This is a genomic window from Streptomyces sp. NPDC054863, assembly GCF_053610825.1.
Window position 1 is genome coordinate 1 of the sequence record NZ_JBSGZD010000054.1, and the last position, 16,614, is coordinate 16,614.

The 16,614-nt window shown below is 71.1% G+C and carries 15 protein-coding genes; 8 read left to right on the plus strand and 7 right to left on the minus strand.

Annotation, left to right across the window (positions count from 1 at the left end; translation table 11 throughout):
- Window positions 1–15: 15 nt before the first annotated feature.
- Both ACWGIG_RS13255 and ACWGIG_RS13260 read right to left on the minus strand, forming a co-directional pair.
- On the minus strand, window positions 16–597 hold the full coding sequence (locus ACWGIG_RS13255; RefSeq protein WP_453321666.1) for a snapalysin family zinc-dependent metalloprotease: 582 nt from the start codon (window positions 595–597) through the stop codon (window positions 16–18).
- A gap of 292 nt (window positions 598–889) precedes the next feature.
- Window positions 890–1,072, minus strand: coding sequence for a hypothetical protein (locus ACWGIG_RS13260; protein ID WP_453321667.1), 183 nt, complete (start codon window positions 1,070–1,072; stop codon window positions 890–892).
- Window positions 1,073–1,287: 215 nt separating this feature from the next.
- Between ACWGIG_RS13260 and ACWGIG_RS13265 the strand changes: the two genes are divergently transcribed.
- Window positions 1,288–2,382 (plus strand): endonuclease/exonuclease/phosphatase family protein, encoded by a 1,095-nt coding sequence (locus ACWGIG_RS13265; RefSeq protein ID WP_453321668.1) that lies wholly within the window; start codon window positions 1,288–1,290, stop codon window positions 2,380–2,382.
- A 111-nt stretch (window positions 2,383–2,493) separates the two neighbouring features.
- On the opposite strand, the gene ACWGIG_RS13270 is transcribed toward ACWGIG_RS13265, so the two are convergent.
- Window positions 2,494–6,192, minus strand: coding sequence for a S8 family serine peptidase (locus ACWGIG_RS13270; protein WP_453321669.1), 3,699 nt, complete (start codon window positions 6,190–6,192; stop codon window positions 2,494–2,496).
- A gap of 267 nt (window positions 6,193–6,459) precedes the next feature.
- Between ACWGIG_RS13270 and ACWGIG_RS13275 the strand changes: the two genes are divergently transcribed.
- Both ACWGIG_RS13275 and ACWGIG_RS13280 read left to right on the plus strand, forming a co-directional pair.
- Entirely contained in the window at window positions 6,460–7,485 is a 1,026-nt protein-coding gene (locus ACWGIG_RS13275; RefSeq protein WP_453321698.1) for a helix-turn-helix domain-containing protein, read from the plus strand.
- Window positions 7,486–7,740: 255 nt separating this feature from the next.
- On the plus strand, window positions 7,741–9,426 hold the full coding sequence (locus ACWGIG_RS13280; RefSeq protein ID WP_453321670.1) for a PHP domain-containing protein: 1,686 nt from the start codon (window positions 7,741–7,743) through the stop codon (window positions 9,424–9,426).
- On the opposite strand, the gene ACWGIG_RS13285 is transcribed toward ACWGIG_RS13280, so the two are convergent.
- Complete coding sequence (locus tag ACWGIG_RS13285; protein WP_453321671.1) at window positions 9,390–9,875, minus strand: MarR family winged helix-turn-helix transcriptional regulator; 486 nt, start codon at window positions 9,873–9,875, stop codon at window positions 9,390–9,392. The two genes, ACWGIG_RS13280 and ACWGIG_RS13285, sit on opposite strands and share 37 nt — an antisense overlap.
- Window positions 9,876–9,966: 91 nt before the next feature.
- Here ACWGIG_RS13285 and ACWGIG_RS13290 point away from each other — a divergent pair, with 91 nt between their 5' ends.
- Window positions 9,967–10,416 (plus strand): SgcJ/EcaC family oxidoreductase, encoded by a 450-nt coding sequence (locus ACWGIG_RS13290; protein WP_453321672.1) that lies wholly within the window; start codon window positions 9,967–9,969, stop codon window positions 10,414–10,416.
- Window positions 10,417–10,435: 19 nt separating this feature from the next.
- Here the strand turns inward: ACWGIG_RS13290 and ACWGIG_RS13295 are convergent, their stop codons facing one another.
- Window positions 10,436–11,722 (minus strand): heparan-alpha-glucosaminide N-acetyltransferase domain-containing protein, encoded by a 1,287-nt coding sequence (locus ACWGIG_RS13295; protein WP_453321673.1) that lies wholly within the window; start codon window positions 11,720–11,722, stop codon window positions 10,436–10,438.
- Between the two features lie 164 nt (window positions 11,723–11,886).
- Here ACWGIG_RS13295 and ACWGIG_RS13300 point away from each other — a divergent pair, with 164 nt between their 5' ends.
- Window positions 11,887–12,354: a hypothetical protein gene (locus ACWGIG_RS13300; protein WP_453321674.1), complete on the plus strand. Its 468-nt coding sequence runs from the start codon at window positions 11,887–11,889 to the stop codon at window positions 12,352–12,354.
- 114 nt (window positions 12,355–12,468) lie between these two features.
- The gene (locus ACWGIG_RS13305) at window positions 12,469–12,873 is read left to right on the plus strand and encodes a hypothetical protein (protein WP_453321675.1); all 405 of its coding nucleotides are present in this window, start codon (window positions 12,469–12,471) and stop codon (window positions 12,871–12,873) included.
- 63 nt (window positions 12,874–12,936) lie between these two features.
- Here ACWGIG_RS13305 and ACWGIG_RS13310 read toward each other — a convergent pair whose 3' ends face one another.
- A complete protein-coding gene (locus ACWGIG_RS13310) occupies window positions 12,937–13,851 on the minus strand; it encodes a hypothetical protein (protein ID WP_453321676.1) in 915 nt (304 codons plus the stop codon).
- Between the two features lie 410 nt (window positions 13,852–14,261).
- A complete protein-coding gene (locus tag ACWGIG_RS13315; protein WP_453321677.1) occupies window positions 14,262–14,531 on the minus strand; it encodes a hypothetical protein in 270 nt (89 codons plus the stop codon).
- A 269-nt stretch (window positions 14,532–14,800) separates the two neighbouring features.
- Between ACWGIG_RS13315 and ACWGIG_RS13320 the strand changes: the two genes are divergently transcribed.
- Together ACWGIG_RS13320 and ACWGIG_RS13325 are read left to right on the plus strand one after the other, a co-directional pair.
- The gene (locus tag ACWGIG_RS13320) at window positions 14,801–15,613 is read left to right on the plus strand and encodes a helix-turn-helix domain-containing protein (RefSeq protein WP_453321678.1); all 813 of its coding nucleotides are present in this window, start codon (window positions 14,801–14,803) and stop codon (window positions 15,611–15,613) included.
- A 335-nt stretch (window positions 15,614–15,948) separates the two neighbouring features.
- Window positions 15,949–16,503, plus strand: a complete 555-nt coding sequence (locus tag ACWGIG_RS13325; protein WP_453321679.1) for a hypothetical protein — start codon at window positions 15,949–15,951, stop codon at window positions 16,501–16,503.
- The last annotated feature ends 111 nt before the right edge of the window (window positions 16,504–16,614 follow it).

Here is a 16,614-nt window from a genome sequence, read left to right on the forward strand (position 1 = left end):
GTCCGCCCCGGGCGGTCAGGGCGCGTCGACCAGCAGGCGGCCTTCGGCCGGGGTGTGCGTGGCGGCGCGGTCGGCGTAGGCGGAGTCGACCCGGGCCCGTTCGGTCGCGTTGGGGACGGAGTTCTTGCAGCTGATACCGGCGCTGGAACCCGACATCAGCTGGGAGCACGGGCCGGGCTTGGTGTCCGGCAGGCCGAGATTGTGACCGATCTCGTGGGCGGCGATGCGGGTCTTGTCATGGCCCTCGGTGACCGCGAGGTTGCCGAGTTCCACCCTGGCCCGGCCGCCCGGACGGACCGGGCCCAGCGTGGCCTGCGGCCAGCCGTTGGTGGCTACGATCTGGATCTCTGCGCGGGTGCCAGGCCTGACCTTCGCCAGCTTGACCTTGCTGGTGTTGGCGTTCCAGGAGGCGACTCCGGCCGTTATGGCGGCTTCCCAGCCACGGGCCCGGGTGTCGTCGTAGTAGAGGGTCGTGGCTGCGGAGACGCTGGTCGGTGCAGCCGTTGCGGGCGCAGGCGCGGCGTGCGCCGAAGGCACCGCGATCACAGTGAGGGCTGCGACGGTGCCGGCTGCTGCGAACCACTTCGAGTGGAGCATGGCTGTCCCTTCATGGGGCTGGTCTCTGCGGGTGGGGGGAGAGACGGAGCCGGTGGTACGGGGTGGCGGGTACCGGCCCCTCCGGGGCGGAGCAGCCGCCCCTTTTGTCGATGCACCGTCAAGGTGTCCTGGTGAGGAGTGTGGGGGCACCGCATCGGATTCCGCCAATGTCAGCCGGTCATAACGTCCGTGGATGCACCCGAAGGCACGGGCTCCGCCGCTTCCGGGCCGGCGGAAGGGCGTGGAGCCCGTTGTGCTGCGGCCTGTGCCACCAGGAGACGTCCGCCTCCCGCTACACGACGCAGCTGATCGAGCCGTCGGGGTGCTCCTGGCACACCGGGTGGTTCTCGCAGTGCGCGGTGCCGTACTCGTCGATGTAGCAGGCGCGCAGGGGGACGTGCGTCACGGCGGCCCGGGGCGCGTTCAGGGACAGCAGCATCGTGGTGGCGGACAGGACGAGGGCGGCGACGCGCATGCGGACTGCTCCGGGCTCTCAGAGGGGGCAACGGCCTCTCCGGGTATCGGCACGAGTAGCGTCCCTCTTTACGCCCGGACGCCCCGGCCCCCTCTTCCGGTGCGGCGAAGAGTTCGGCGGGCGTTCAGGTTCCGTACGCCGGCTGCCTCAAGACTCCGACCAGCGCGTCGGGCGGTGCCCGGCTGCGTCCGGTACGTGAAACATGGAGGCTCCGCGTGGTAAGACGTCGTGAACTGCTCGGTATGGTCGGTGCCGCGGTGGGGGCGGGGGTGGTCGGTGCGGGAACCGCCGAGGCCAGGCCCTCCTTCCCGGGCGGCCGAGGACAGCACCGGACCCTGAAGGTCCTCCAGTTCAACATCTGGCTCGGGGGCAGCCGAGTGCCGGGAGGCCGCAGCGGCATCGCGGACACCATCGCCGCGGTCGGCCCCGACGTGGTCATGCTCAGCGAGTCGAACCCCGAGCGGGTCGCGCACCTGCTGTCCGATCTCGCCGCCAGGGGCCTGACCTACTACGACAACGCCAATCCCACCGACCCCGCGGTGATATCGCGGTACCCGATCATCGAGCACCAGTCGTTCCCGTCCTGGTCCAAGGCGGTGATCTCGGTGGGCGGCACCGAAGTGGTCGCGTACTCCGGGCACTTGGAGTACCGCTACTACGTGAACTACCTGCCCCGCGGCTACGGCGGCGGAACGCCGGAGCCGCTGGAGACGTCCGAGTACGGCTGGGGCGAGATCCCGACCGGCCCGATCACCGACACCGCCCTGATCATGCGCCTCAACGAGGCGTCGGGGCGCACCGCCGTGACCAGGACCGTGCTCGCCGACGCCGCGCGGGAGAGGCGCCGAGGACGGCTCACGGTCATGGCGGGCGACTTCAACGAGCCTTCGCACCGGGACTGGACCCGCAGGACGCGGAATCTGTTCGACCACCACGGTGCGCAGATCGAGTGGTCCACCACCAGGGCCATCGAGGACGCCGGCTTCCGTGACAGCTACCGTCAGATCCACCCCGACCCGGTCCGCACCCCGGGCTTCACCTGGCCCAGTGACAACCCGGGCGCGAAGGTGGAGGAACTCACCTGGGCCCCGAAGGCGGACGAGCGGGACCGGATCGACTTCGTCTTCTACCACCCGGACCGCCGGATCCGGCTCCTGGACAGTGTGATCGTCGGCCCTTCGCGTTCGATCGTGCGCAACGTCCGTACGAAGGAGGCCGGCCGGGACAGGTTCCTGGAACCGGACTGGACCTGGCCCACGGACCACAAGGCGGTGCTCAGCACCTTCCGCGTCACCACCCGGTCCCGCTGATCGTGCGCGACCGCCGCGGCCCGGGGCCGACCCGGTACGACACCTGACGGGCGTTCAGGGGCACCCGTGGCGCGGGTGCCCCCGAACGGGGTCAGCATCGGACGAACGGGGTCAGCGCCGGATCTGGTAGGCCCGGGTCACGGTCTGCTCGATGCTGTTGTCGTCGGCATCGCCGGCCTGCACGCGCAGGGACACGAAGCCCGCGGTGGCGGGGTTGGCGATCGTGCCGCTGAGGTCGGCGTCGAGACGGATCTGCCGCCAGTTCGCGCCGTCGTCGTACGAGGCCCACAACTTCGCGCTGACGGGCTTCGCCCCGTTCAGGCCGCCCGGGTGGCGCACACCCAGTGCGACGCGGGTGCGGGAGAGCGGCCGGGCGCTGTTGGCCCGGTCGACATCCAGCCGGTAGTCGACGGACAGGACGGGGAGAGGGGCCGGTCCTTCCTTCCGCTCCGAGTGGAAGCGCCAGTCGGTGCGCACCTCGGTGGAGGTCGTCCAGCCCGGGGTCGTCCGCTTCACGTCGGTGACGATGCGGTACTGGGCGCGCTGCGCCGTCATGGGGAAGGCGACGGGTGCGGAGGGGACGCTGCCGAGGAGGACGCCGTCCCGGTGGACGGTGGTCAGCACCTTGTCGCCGGAGGCTTCGAGGGTGAACTGCTGGTCCCGTGCGGTGTCGAGCAGACCGCCGGACAGGACCACACCGGTGTCGCCCTGCCGGACCGCGGAATTGGGCTGGGCGTCGAGGAGGGCGGTGCGGACCACGGCCTTGTTCCAGTCGCGGTACACGCGTTGTCCGGCCCGGAGTTGCGCGGGCTTCGTCGTCTTCCAGGAGCCGTTGGCCGTCCATACGGGCCCCACCTTGACCGCCTCCTGGGTGGACACGTCCGCGGAGACGTACTCGGTGAGGGTGCGCGGCAGGACCACCCGGCGGAAGACGAAGTTGGCCACCGTCTGCTTCGGCGAGCGCAGGAGCCGTGCGTAGCCGCCTTCGGTGGCGGGCGTCGAGGCGTGGAACGAGGAGTCCACCCTGGCCAGTTCCTTCTCCCGCACCGTGTAGCGCTGGTCGGCCGGGATGCCGCCCCGGCGGTGCTTCAGCAGCTCGTAGGCGTACGGGCTCACTGCCGTCCCGGAGATCCTGATCACGGCGTTGCGCTGAGCCGCCAGCGCTTCGCCCTGCGCACCGGAGAGGGTCATCGCCGGAATCCTGGTGGCCGCCTGGCCCCAGTTTCCCGTACGCCACTGGTCCGGGCGGTCGTTGTGGAGGAGGATGCCGAGGGCGCCGGCGTTCGCCGCGTCCTCGACCTGCTCCATCGGTGTGCGCGCGGCACTGCGCTCGACCAGGGCCAGCTTGCCCCGGACGTTCTCGCCGGCCTTCGCCACGCGCAGGACGCGGGTGCCGTCGATCCGCGCGGAGCCGGTCCAGCCCTCGAAGTAGGACGCGTCCAGCTTCCGGTTGCCGTGCCCGACGACGCGGGCATCGAGTGCGGGGGCCGCGAGCGACCAGCCGACCCGCGATTCGAAGCCGTCGTTCGTGGCCGGTGACGGCACGGAGTACACGGCCGTCCCGCCGTCCAGCCACATCTCACGGTCGAAGGCGCGCTCACCCGCGCCCGTGCCCGTGCGGAAGTTCAGACCGACGCGGGTGGTCTGGGTCTGCGCCGCCCGGGGGGTGGCCATGGTGACCGGGCCGGCCTTGGCGCCGTCCAGGGTGAAGGTCCGGTCGGAGTCGATCAGAGTGCCGGGCTGTACGGCATAGGTGTACTCCGTGAGCAGGCTTCCGTCGGAGGTGTGGTGGAAGATCTCCGCGATGAAGGCGTGCTCGCCGCGAGGGGCGCGTACGACCACGGTGCCGTCCGCCGCGACCGGGTAGGTGTCGGGCAGCCCCATGCGGTCCAGGTTCCAGGCCGTCACCTGGGCCGTGCCGCTCGTCGGCCGGCCGTCGCGGTCCAGGACCTTCAGCGTGACGTCGAAGCGCTGTACGTCACGGCCGAAGCCGACTGCCGTCACGGCCGCCGTCCGGCCGTCCGCGGAGACCGCGGTGACGTGCGCACCGTGGGAGCCGGTCGTCAGAGCGGCGGTGTGCAGAGTGAGGTCGACCTCGGTACGTCCGTGTGCCGGCACGGTCACCGATTCGGTTCCCAGGCCGAGCACTCCGGCAGGCAGTTCCTCGCCCGCGTTCTCGATCTTCAGGGCGAGGGTGACCGGCTGGTCCCCGTCGTTCACGTACTCGATCTTCTTCGTGACCGGGGCGGTGTCGTCCCAGGCGCGCAGCCCGAAGTCCGCGGTGCCTGCGGCCGATACGGTCTGGCGGACCGTGCGGGCCGCGTCCACACGACCGGCGCCCTGGGCGTAGACGGAGGTGGCGGCGGTGGTCTTCGCCGTACTGATCAGCTGGTTCTTCAGACGGGCGGCCGTCCAGTCGGGATGACGCTGGACGAGGATCGCAGCGGCGCCGGCCACGTGCGGCGTGGCCATCGAGGTGCCGCTCGCGGTGGTGTACGCATCACCCACCGGGGTGCCCATCGTCGTGCCGGCGGCGCGAGCGGCGACGATCTGCGCCCCCGGCGCGGTGATCTCCGGCTTGAGCCCGCCGTTCCCGCCCCTGGGGCCCCGGCTGGAGAAGGAGGTGACCTTGTCGGCGGAGTCCACGGCGCCGACCGTCAGGGCTGCGTCGGCTGCTCCGGGCGAGCCGACGGTCGTCGCGGCGGGACCGCTGTTGCCGGCCGCGACGGTGAACAGCACGCCCGTCTGCGCCGTGAGTTCGTTGACCGCCGTCGACAGGGGGTCGGTGCCGTCGGCGCCGTCCCCTCCGCCCAGGCTCATGGAGACGACCTTCGCTCCCGAGCGCGCGGCCCAGTCCATCCCTTCGATGACCGAGGAGTCCGAACCGCTGCCGTCGTCACCGAGGACCTTGCCCACGACCAGCCGGGCGCCGGGCGCCGCGCCCCGGTACTTCCCGCCGGAGGCGGCCCCGCTGCCCAGGACGGTGGAGGCGACGTGGGTGCCGTGGCCGTGGCCGTCGCGGGCCGTTTCGCCCGGAACGAAGCTGCGGCTCTCCACGATGCGGTCGGCGAGATCGGGGTGGGTGGCGTCGACACCGGTGTCCAGCACGGCGACCTTCACGCCGGTGCCGTCGAAGCCGTCCTTCCACGCCTCGGGGGCACCGATCTGCGGAACGCTCTTGTCCAGGAGCGTTCTGACCCGACCGTCCAGCCAGAGACGCTCGATGCCGCCCGACAGACGGGCCTTGCGGGCGCCGGTCCGGCTGCTGTCGTCGTCGACCGCTTCCCAGAACGCGGCGGTTTCGCGCTTGTCGGCGCTGACCGCCGCTCCGCGCAGACCGGGGAGCTTGCGCGTGATGCGGGCGCCACCGGGTGCGGTGCTCTTGCTCTTGGGGGTGGAGGCATAGCGCACGATCATCGGGATCGACGCCTGGTGGGCATCGTCGTACCCCTGGGCGATGAGCTGGGTGACGTTGAACAGCCGCTTGTCCACCTGGCCGTCGCGGATCAGCGCCTCGACGTCGCGCGGGACGACGTACACGTCGCCGCCGACGGTGTACGTCCGGAGCTCGGCCGCACCGCGGAGTCTCGGGGTGACATTGACGGCGAGCGTCTTGCCCGCGCTCGTGGCGACCGTCACCTGGTCCCCGGTGACGAGCGTGACCTTCGCAGTGCCAACTCCTGCTGAGGCGGGGGTGGTTACGGCATCCTTCCCGGCCCCGGGCGTCGGAGCGGCACCGTAGGCAAGGCTGCTGGACATGGCGGTGGCCAGGGTGAAGCTGAGTAGTGCGGTTCTTCGTCTGGAACGCATGCCGAATGCTCTCCTTCCGCCGGCAAGGTGGGTTCCGTGACCGGCTGGTCAAGCGTCGGCAGGATGAGGTGGCGGTGCTACGGCCGCGCATGACGAAGAAGCGACATGTCTGCTCACCGCCATGTCGTGCGGATCCGCGCGGACGGCCCTCCCGTACGGCAGTACGAAGATCACTCAGCCGTACGAGTGTGGTTAGATCACGTGGTGTCCGGTGAGTGGTACACCGGTGGGGCGTTGGGTGGTCAAGGCGTCGTGAGAGACGGGCACTTGCTGCAGGCCGCGGGGATCGGGGCGGCGGAGGAGCGGGTCTACCGCCTTCTCGTCGCAGTGCGGGTGGCCGACGCCGCGGCCGTCGCGGACCAGCTCGGGCTCGATGCGGCGCATACGCACGAGCTGTTGGCCTCGCTCCACGACAAGGGGCTGGTGGGGCAGGTGCCCGTACCCCCTGAAGGGGGAGTCGTGCGCTACGTGCCGGTGGCGCCGGACGCTGCGCTGAGTCCGCTGCTGCTGCGCGGGCAGGAAGCGCTGGAGGAAGCGCGGCGGGGTGTGGACCAGCTCAGCGAGGAGTACCGGGCCGGCGGACGAAGGCACGACGCGCAGCAGCTCGTCGAAGTGATCACCGGCGCGGGTGTGATCCGCCAGCGGCTGCGTCACATGGCGTACGGGGCCGTGCGGATGCGGTGGTTGTGCAAGGCCCACCACGTGGCCCTGTCCGCGGAGGAGAACGCCGAGGAGTGGGAGCTGCTGGCCCGCGGGGTGCGCTACCAGGCCATCTACGAGCGCGCCCTCCTGGAGGAGCCGGGCATGGTCGACAACGTTGCCCGGAGCATCCGTGCGGGGGAGGAGGCACGGGCTGCGGGCGCGCTGCCGGTTCGCCTGGTGATCGCCGACGATTCGGTTGCCATCTGCCCTTTGATGTCCGGCAGTTCGGACGGATCGAACGGGTCGTTCGGCGAGGCCACCGCTGCCGTGGTGCGGAGCAGCAGCCTGCTCGACGCACTGATCGCGCTGTTCGAGAGCCAGTGGGTGGCCGCGTCACCGCTCCACGTCACGGACACGGGACAGCTGGCCGACTTCGGCGGCGACCCACGGCCCGGCGCGAACGTCGCCGACGACGAGCGGTACCTGCTCTCCCTGGTCGTCGCCGGGGTGGCGGACAAGGCCATCGCCTCGCAATTGCAGGTGAGCCAGCGCACGGTGCAACGCCGCATCCAGGTGCTGATGCAGCGCGTCGGCGCCGTGACGCGGACACAGCTGGTGTGGCAGGCGGCGCGACGGGGGTGGCTGACGTGAGGGTCGGGGCTGCTGGTCGGCAGTGCGGCCAGGACCCGGCGGACGGGTGTTGCCCCCGCCCCCCGGGCCCCGGCCGTCCCCGTCCGGCCGTCCCCGTCCGTCCGTCCCGTCCGGCCCCCGCCGCCGGTGCGCCATGGGGGCGACCTTCTTCCTTCGCCCGTGGTTCACCCGGCCGTTCCGGAATGCAGAAATCCTCCTGGTGGTGCGCTTCGGGTCACGGATCGCTGCCGCCCGCACGAAGGAGAGCCGGTCCCCATGTCCCACCCCGTGCCCGAATGGGCCGATCCCCAGGTGCCCGCGGAGTCGCTCGACCCGCAAGGGCTCAGCCGCCGAGGGCTGATGCGCCGCGCCGGTCTGTTCGGCGCGGCCTTCGCCGCCGCCTCGCTGCCGTCGCCCGCGTCGGCCGACGCACGGGAGCGCCCGCCCCAGGGGCACGGCCCCGGGGCAGGGCACGGGCACGCCCCCGAGCTGGTCTACCTGGTCGGGGACCACCACAACCACACCGTCTACAGCCACGACGCCAAGTACACGTTCTCCCAACTGGCCAAGGCAGGACAGAAGTTCGGCCTCGACTGGATGGTCTTCACCGAGCACAGCAATGTCGGCCACGCCGAGTTCGGCGCCGCGCGCGAGCACCGTGAGATCCTGCGGGCCCGCGCCGAGAACAGGCGCATGCTGATCTTCCAGGGCCTGGAGTGGTACATCCCCGGCGCCGAGCACTGCACCGTCTTCTCGCCGCCCGGCCGGCACGAGGTCGATCTGCTCACCCGCTTCGAGAAGGCCTTCGACGGCAAGCTGCTCGGTTACACGGCCGGTGCCCCGACGCACCCCGACACCCCGCGCAACGAAGCGCACGCGATCAAGGCCCTCAAGTGGCTGGCCGAACAGCGTCGCACCCGGTACGTCGACGATGTCCTCGTCCTCGCCAACCACCCCATGCGGCTCGGCATCGACTCGCCGCACGAGTTGCGCGGCTGGCGCGACGCCGCACCCGAGATCATGATCGGCATGGAGGGTGCACCCGGCGCCCAGGCCGGCGCGATCCCGGGCTGGCACGCGGACACCAACGTCCGCGGCGAGTACACGAATTCGCCTTCCGTCGACTCCTGGCCCGGCTACCCCCGCGAGGCGTACGTCACCCACGGCGGCTTCGACTGGGCGACCGCGACCGTCGGCGGTCTGTGGGACGCGATGCTGGCGGAGGGCAAGCTCTTCACCATCACCTCCAACTCCGACGTCCACCGTGTCGCCCAGGACACCTGGGTCAACGGAGCCTGGCCCCCCGGACAGGACTTCGACAGCACCGGCCGCCTCCCCGACCCGTACAACACCACCCAGCCGCAGCCCGGCGGCGACTTCTGGCCCGGCCAGTTCAGCCGTACGCACGTGGGCGTCACCCGGTACGGCTACCGCAACGTGATGGCGGGGCTGCGGGCCGGCCGGGTCTGGGTCGACCACGGCCATCTCGTCGACGGCATCGACGTCAAGGTGCGCGGCGAGCGCGGCAACAGCGCCACCCTCGGCGGCCGGCTGCGCGCCCGGCGCGGCGAGCGGCTCACCCTCACCGTCACGGTGACCGCGGCGTCCCGCCGGAATCCGCACGGCGTGCTGCCGCGCCTGGAACACGTCGACGTCATCCGCGGCGCGGTCCACGGCCCGGCCGCCGACCGTGACGACTGGCACGCCCCGGACACCAGGGTCGCCCACACCGCCGACGTGTCGGGCCGCCGCGGCACGTACACCCTGCGCGTCCCGCTCGGGCGCGTGGACGAATCGTTCTACGTACGGCTGCGCGGCAGCGACGGCAAGCGCCACGGAGCGGGCTTCCTCGGCGCGGCGATCGATCCCCACGGCCCCCTGCCGCACGAGCCCGGCAAGGGCAACCCGTGGCTCGACACCTGGTTCTACACCAACCCGGTCTTCGTGGACGCCTCGCGCTGACGGCGGAGTGCTGCCGCGTCCCTGATCTCCTCGGTGGCCGCCCGGAAAGCAGGGGCGGCACGAGCGAAGTAGTCGAAGAGAACGGCGCGTTGGTCCGGCGTGTAGCGACCGAGAACCTCGGCGATCTGGCGCCGGGCGGGCCCGACCACCTTCTCGATGCGGTCGAGGGAGTCGGCCACCGGCTCGACGACGACCTTGCGTCGGTCAGCCGGATCGGCGGCCCGGCGGACGAATCCCGCTCGCTCCAGGCGGTCGATCAGGCGAGTGGTCGCCCCGGTGGTGAGACCGGTGCGGGCGGCCAGTTCTCCCGAGGTGAGCGTGCCTTCCCAGGCGATCTGGCTGAGCGCGTACCACTCGGAGGCGCTGAGCCCCACCGCTTCCGCCCCGGCCAAGCCGTGGAGCCCCACGGCGTCGAGGTACTGACGAAACACCAGATGCTCGTCTGCCATGTCCCTGGGTGCCCCTTGCGTAAATAGCTGCACGCATGCAGATAATGCCTACCTGCAATATCTGCATCAGTGTAACTACCTGGAGGATTCCATGCCCACCACGGACGACCGGAATGCCGTCACCACGGTGATCGCCTCGCTCGTCGACGCCTGGCGACGCCACGACGCCGACACGTACGGTGCGCAGTTCACGCAGGACGCCACCTACGTCACCTTCGTCGGTACGTACTACCAGGGCCGCCGCGAGATCATCGACAGCCACCGGACGCTGTTCGCCAAATTCCTCAAGGGCACACAGCTCGCCGACGAGATCCTGGACATCCGCTTCTACGGTCCGGACACCGCCGTGATCACCGGCCGAGGCGACAGCTACAAGGGCAGCAAACCGAAGAAGCTGACCAAGGTCCAGACCTACACCCTGGTCCGGGAGCAGGACGGCCAGTGGCGCATCGCGGCCTTCCACAACACCAAGCGCAAGCCGCTCATGGAGGCCATCTCCTTCAAGGCCGCCCCCGCTCTCGTCCCGGCATCCCAGAGGTGACCGGGGAATCCGAGCGGTTTCAGAGTCTGCGGGTCAGTGCACGCACACCTGACTCCAGCGGCCCGTATCGCAGTGCGGTGCGGGCGAAGCAGCGCTGCCAGACCCAGCAGCCGACCACCGCCGTCGTACAGAACCACAGCAGCTTGACCCAGCCGTCCGGTCCGTGGACGAAGGTGGAGATCGCGTACGCGTGGACGACGTAGACCGACAGGGCCATGGTCCCGGTCACGGCCAGCGGATTGAGCACGACGGCCAGCGGGCGGACGCGGACGACGAACAGGCACAGTCCGATCACTGCCGCGCCCACGCCCGCGTTCGCCAGGGTCTCGAACGGCGTCTGGCTGTACGGCAGCGAGAGCAGCAGCCAGTGCCAGTCGGTCGAAGGGATCGCGCCGACCTGGTGGGCGAGGACGGACACGATCGGATCGGGCCTGTCCATCGCCCAGGCGTGGTGCCGGGATATGCCTTCGAGGAGCGCTTGCCTGCCGCCGCCGTGTTCCACCGCCCACCAGGAAATTCCGTGACCGGCGACCGCGGCTGCTGCTCCCCAGAGGGTCATCCGGAGCACGGGCCTGGTGCGGTGGACGTCCACCAGCCTGCCCAGGGCGAGACCCACGAGTACGTAGGGGAAGTAGGTGAGGAACGGGTACGCGCCGGTGACCAGCAGCTTGTCGAAGAAGTCGAACGCGCCGGACCACGTGGTGAAGTCGGACAGCGCGGGAGTACCGCCGCGTCCGGACGCCCAGTGGCCGGTCAGAGGCCCGATCACGTAGGAGAGGAGCGGCCCCAGGACGACTCCGACCGCCGCCCAGGCGGTGAGGACGGCGGGGCGCAGTCGGGTGAAGGGCTCCGCGGCCAGGAAGTACGCCGCGTAGAAGGTGAGGATGATCAGTACGCCCGGCCGCGCCGTGAGGAAGAGGCCCAGCAGCGCCATGACGGCGCAGCGCACCGCGACGGCCCGGAAGCCGCCCGGGGCGCGGCGCGGTTGACGGCCGCCTTGCGCCAGGGCGAGCGAGAAGCCCGCGATCAGGGTGAAGACGGCCGGGGCCCGGCCGTTGGCCGCGACCATCAGCCAACCCGCGCCCGAGGGCTCGGGGTTCGGACCCACGTGCGCCGCGAACATGGCGAGCACGGCCACGGCGCGCGCCAGGTCCACGCCGAGGAGACGGCGCGGGGCGGCGGTGGCCGGGGAAGCGGTGGCCCGGGAGCTGGTGGCCCGGGAGTTGGTGGCCCGGGAGGGTGGCGCGGGTGCGGATACGGCAGATATGAGAGGTTCGGATCTTGCGGTGGGCCCGGCCTTTGTCACGTGAGGCTCATGGATTCTCGTCGGCGGCAGGTGGTGGGCGCAGTCTGGTGTCGGCGCTCCGATTACCCTACTGATCCGCTCCGGTGAGCCAGGGCGGTACCGGTGGCGAGGGTGGTGGCGGGCTGGCCCACGGAGCTGCCCAGGGCCGTGCAAGGATCCCTGCCATGGAAGGCAGGGATGCGTGGAGCGCCGGAGCCATGGGTGAGGCGGTGGCGGAGGGCGGCGGCCTGGTGTCGCTGCTGGGCCGGACCGTCCTCCCGGAGCCGCACGGACGGGTGGTGATCACGTCCGTCGTCTGCCGGTGGTGCGACTGGGACCAGTTCGAAGTGGCTGCGGGCGAGTGCTTCTGCGAGGGCTGCTGCCTGCCGATCGGCATCACGGACGGAGATGTCTACGCAGGCGGATCCGCGTGGGAACTCGCGCCGTCCGCCGCGCCACCGTCCTGGCCGGGAAGGGCCGAACCGGCTGACCCCACATGCCCTACCGGACACGACGTGTACCAGGTGGCGGTCGCCCGTGTCCTTGCCGCGAACGGCCAGGTCCGCCGCCTGTCTGTAGGCCTGCAGTGTCCGGTCGACGGGGCGCTGCGCCTCCACCTCGACAACGTGCGCGTGGTGTTGAGCGGAACCTGACGCCGACCTCGCCCGGTCCCGCAGCCCACGTGGGGAAGGTCGACCGCTACGGTGCCTTCTGGGCGAAGTCCGGCCGAGATGTCCCGCTGGAAGGCTGGTGCCGTGGAGGACGACATGGAGCAAGGACTTCGCGACTCGATCGCCGAAGCGGACTCTCCGGCATGGTCCGTCAGGGCCGCTGCCGGGCGACGGCTGGCGGCGTTGCCTCGGATCGAGAGCGTCGCCGGTGTCCTGCATCGCCTTCTCCTGGACGCCGAAGACACCGGAGTGACCTCCGACACCGCGTTGGCTCTGTTGGCTCGGAGGGACCTGGCCGGCCTCCGTGCCGTGCTGGCGGCCCGTGCCGTCGCGTCCGACCAGGGAACGGCTGATCAGCTCGCTGCGGAACTCGACTGTGACCCACGCTGGGTGACCGGGGAGAACCGCACCGAGCTGATCACGCAACTCCGCACGCTGACGTCGGACACAGCCCCCGAGGTCCGCGACGAGGCCCTGCTGCGACTTTCACAGCTGCGCTGAGCGGAGGCGGACAGGGGGCAGGGGGCGAGCGGGCAGCGGTCAGCGGGAACGGCCGGCGGAGCGTCAGTTCCCGTACTGGAGGGGCCGGTGGGCCCTGTACTCGCCCCCCGCCAGCCCGTAGGTCAGCGAACGGTGGCTGGTGCCGTGCACCCCGCGCTGTTCGTAGGCGGTGTAGGAGCGGTGGGCGTCGTCGTTCCACTTTTCGAAGATGACGACGTGACGGGTGTTGCTGTCGCCGAGGGCGTCGATGACGAGGTCACCGGGCTGGAGCTCGTTCATGGAGATGGGGCGGGTCAGCGTGCGGTGGGTCAGGCCCACGGTGTTGGGGCCGGGCGTGGACAGGCCGAGCGCCATGGCGACGTAACCGGAGCAGTCCTGCCGGTAGCCCCCCTGCCAGCGTGCGGCCTGGCTGTAGGGCACCGGGCGGCCGTTGTCGGCGGTGAGCCAGGTCGCGGCGCGCTGCAGGGTCTGTTGCCGTGAGGCGGGCCGGGGGTCGGGCTGCCCGGCCTGTACGGGGACGCCAGGCAGCCGGTCCTGGGGGATGTCCACCGCGACGACGGTGAGGAAGCCGGTGACCGGCCGGGTGAGATGGGCCATGAAGGTGGAGCAGGCGCTGCCCTCGCAGACCCTGCGGCCGGTGTCGACCTGGTAGTCGGCGGTGATGCGGTCCTGGCCGGGGGAGGTCTGGTTGATCATTCCCACGGAGGGCGAGTCGATGTCCGCCGTGGCGTGCACGACCCAGCGTGTCCCCCAGGTGGGGAAGTCGGCGGCGCCCTGCTCCGCGACGGACCGGCTCTCCGGCGCCCGGGCATGCAGGGCGGCTGTCGCGGCTGTCGCGGCCGTCGTATGGGCGGGCAGCGCCAGGCTTCCCGCGGCAAGGCAGGTCAGGGCGAACGCGGGAAGGAACCGGCGCAGAACTGCGCGGCGCGGTGCGTGGGACGGACGGGACCGAGGAGTGCGGCGGAGGCGGGCAGACATGAGGTTTCCTTCTCCGGGCTGTGGAATGGAGTGTCCCTGGGGGAGGCGTTCCTGAGGGGGCGACAGGGGCCAGGGGAGCCGTTGGGGTCGGCGCCGGACGGCGGCCGGCGGGACGGGGCACGGATGGTGCCGGTTCCCGCCGTACATGCGGCTGTTCCCGCTGTGCGTGCCCCTGTACGTACACGGGTGTAGGTGCAGCCGCACGCACAGGGGTGTACGTGCAGCTGCACGCACAGGGGCGCGGGCCCGGCCTGGGCGAAGCCCGCTCGTGCATCCGGGCGCTGCCGGAGCACCGGCGGTGCCCCGCGTGCAGCGACAGATGCGGGTGGTGGACGGCGTGGCGGGCCGTCGGCCGTCGGCGGTCTCCTCCGGCGTGAGCGGAGGAGGCCGCCGACGGCGCTCCTACGTGCTCAGCGGTTGGTCCAGAGGTTCCACATCCACCCCTCGGCGCACTGGTACTGGTCCCAGTGCCCACGGTCGATGCCCTGCTGACCGGCCGTCTGGCAACCACCCAGGGTCCAGTACTTACCGCGGTGGATGTCGAGGCCGTCGGCCCCCTGGACGGCGGCGATCTGGTGGGACGCCGCGACGGGTGCGGCGACCGCCGGCGTCGCCGACACGAGGCCGAGCCCGACCACGGAGAGCGCTGCGAAGGCGGAGAGTGCGGTGCGTACACGCATGGTGAAGTTCCTTTCGGTGGGGGTTCGAGGCCGGCCCGTGCGGCATGCGCCGATACGGGTACGACCACCGGCACGCTCACCCTCAGGGGTGGTCTGCTGGGCCGGTATGCCGAGTTTGCGCAGGAAGCTGCACCTTCACAACCGAATCCCGCTTGCTTCACCGATGTCGGGATAAATACATTCCTGACCTGCTGGGACGTCTCTGTCCCGGGACACGGGACAGCTGGCGGGACACCGAGAACCCGCCCTGCGGAAAGGCGCCCCCATCGATGACCGGCGAACGATCGGACCGGCGAGCGGCAGCACGGAAGCTGGGAGCGGCGCTACGGAGCCTGCAACAGCAATCGGGACGCCCCCTGCGCAGCCTGGAGGCCCAGGTCCGGATCAGCGACTCGTCCCTCTCCCGCTACTTCCGCGGTGAAACCGTGCCGGCGTGGCCCGTGGTCAGAGACCTGTGCCGGGCGCTGGACGCGGACCCTTCCGCGTACCGCGCCCTGTGGGAAGCCGCCGACCCGGCCCGCCCCGACGAACCGGCCCCCACCGGTACCAGCTCCGGGGCCGACGTTCCGTCACCCCCGCCCCGCCCCGCCCGGTGGCGACGGCTGCGTGAACCGGGACACCTGTCCGGACGGGGGGCCGTGATCGCTGTGGTGCTCACTCTTGCGGCGGGGGCGCTCGTGACGGGGCTGCTGTTCCTCCTGCCCCTCCAGGCCGAGCCCGGTGCAGGGCCCGTGCAGGGCGCCGAAGCCGCTGACACCAGCAGCCACGCCGGTGTCCTGGTGCACAACGTCGAGAAGAAGTGCCAGGAACCCCGTACGAACTCCTGCGCCCTGTCCCTGGCCTACAACCCCTACCGCCCTTACGTCACTTCCAACTCCGCCGACCGCGTCTGGCACCACGACCTGCTCCAGGCCCGCTGCACCATCGCCAACGGCGTCGCCGTCACCGACGAGAACCACAAGCACACCAGCATCTGGGTCCAGGTCACCCGCGGCGGAAAACACCTCTGGCTCCCGGGAATCCGCATCCACCCCGATCACCTCAACCAGCTCACCGCCGTCCTGCCCACCTGCACCCCGTAACACCGGTCGGATCACCTGCACCCCGTCACACCGGTCGGTCCACCTGCACTCCGTCACACCGGTCGGCCCACGCATTCCGCTCCGGCCCGTGGATCTTCGAGCCCGGTCCGTTCACCCACCAGAGCCAGTCCACCCAGGACGAAGGCCCGGACACCCGGGCCGTTTCGTTTGGATCAGCGTGCGGACCGGAGGAAGATGCCCGCGATGCGGAGTCCGGCCAGGTGGATGGGCGCGGTCTTCTCACAGCGGGTGGCGATGCCGCGCCACTGCTGCTTGAGCCGGTTGACGGCGGCACCCCGCTGCCAAGAACCAACCCTGCGACAAGGGACGAAGCGATGACATTGCACTCCGATGTGGCCGAGTTGCTGGCGGGGGCCGGCATCGTCGACGTGGACGTCGACGAGGCCGTCGCGGACGAGCACGTGCGATCGTCCGCGTACCGACGCGTCGTCTCGGCGACCGCTTCCTCGCGGAGCCGCGACCGGGACCGCGCGATCGTGGCCACGATCCTGCGCGACCCCCACGAGATGGGGGCCAAGGGAGCGGTGGTCGCCCTCGTGGACAGGGTCGCGATGAAGGTGACCGGTCCTGCCGAGTTCCGGCAGTGGTCGGCCGGACTACTGCCGGAGATCGACCGGCTCAAGGCGGAGGGGCACCGCGAGTTCCTCCGCCGCCGCATCCACGACTGGCTGTTCCACCTGTCCGTCGAGGACGGTCACGTGCCGGCACCGGCCGAGCTGGCGGAGGTCACGGACTGGATGCAGCGCCTCCTCGCCGAGACGTCGACGTCGCCGGCGGTACTCGCCCTGCTCGCCGAATCGGCCAACAGGAAGAAGACACGAAACATCGCGAAGAACCGAGCCGGAAGCCACAGACTGCGCACGCGATGAGTCGGCACGGTGGTCCCGCCGGAGACCGCCCCGCTTCGGCGCCCGGGTCCGGAAGCAACGGCTCGGTCCGTACCCGCTGCGCGTCAGCGCCTGCGGTGGCCGACCGTGTCC

Excerpts from the sequence above, each read along its gene's own strand:
- ACWGIG_RS13315 (WP_453321677.1), bottom strand. The coding sequence starts at position 14,531 with ATGCGTGTACGCACCGCACTCTCCGCCTTCGCAGCGCTCTCCGTGGTC.
- ACWGIG_RS13280 (WP_453321670.1), top strand. The coding sequence starts at position 7,741 with ATGTCCCACCCCGTGCCCGAATGGGCCGATCCCCAGGTGCCCGCGGAG.
- ACWGIG_RS13260 (WP_453321667.1), bottom strand. The coding sequence starts at position 1,072 with ATGCGCGTCGCCGCCCTCGTCCTGTCCGCCACCACGATGCTGCTGTCC.
- ACWGIG_RS13325 (WP_453321679.1), top strand. The coding sequence starts at position 15,949 with ATGACATTGCACTCCGATGTGGCCGAGTTGCTGGCGGGGGCCGGCATC.
- ACWGIG_RS13300 (WP_453321674.1), top strand. The coding sequence starts at position 11,887 with ATGGAAGGCAGGGATGCGTGGAGCGCCGGAGCCATGGGTGAGGCGGTG.
- ACWGIG_RS13320 (WP_453321678.1), top strand. The coding sequence starts at position 14,801 with ATGACCGGCGAACGATCGGACCGGCGAGCGGCAGCACGGAAGCTGGGA.
- ACWGIG_RS13290 (WP_453321672.1), top strand. The coding sequence starts at position 9,967 with ATGCCCACCACGGACGACCGGAATGCCGTCACCACGGTGATCGCCTCG.
- ACWGIG_RS13270 (WP_453321669.1), bottom strand. The coding sequence starts at position 6,192 with ATGCGTTCCAGACGAAGAACCGCACTACTCAGCTTCACCCTGGCCACC.
- ACWGIG_RS13285 (WP_453321671.1), bottom strand. The coding sequence starts at position 9,875 with ATGGCAGACGAGCATCTGGTGTTTCGTCAGTACCTCGACGCCGTGGGG.
- ACWGIG_RS13255 (WP_453321666.1), bottom strand. The coding sequence starts at position 597 with ATGCTCCACTCGAAGTGGTTCGCAGCAGCCGGCACCGTCGCAGCCCTC.
- ACWGIG_RS13305 (WP_453321675.1), top strand. The coding sequence starts at position 12,469 with ATGGAGCAAGGACTTCGCGACTCGATCGCCGAAGCGGACTCTCCGGCA.
- ACWGIG_RS13310 (WP_453321676.1), bottom strand. The coding sequence starts at position 13,851 with ATGTCTGCCCGCCTCCGCCGCACTCCTCGGTCCCGTCCGTCCCACGCA.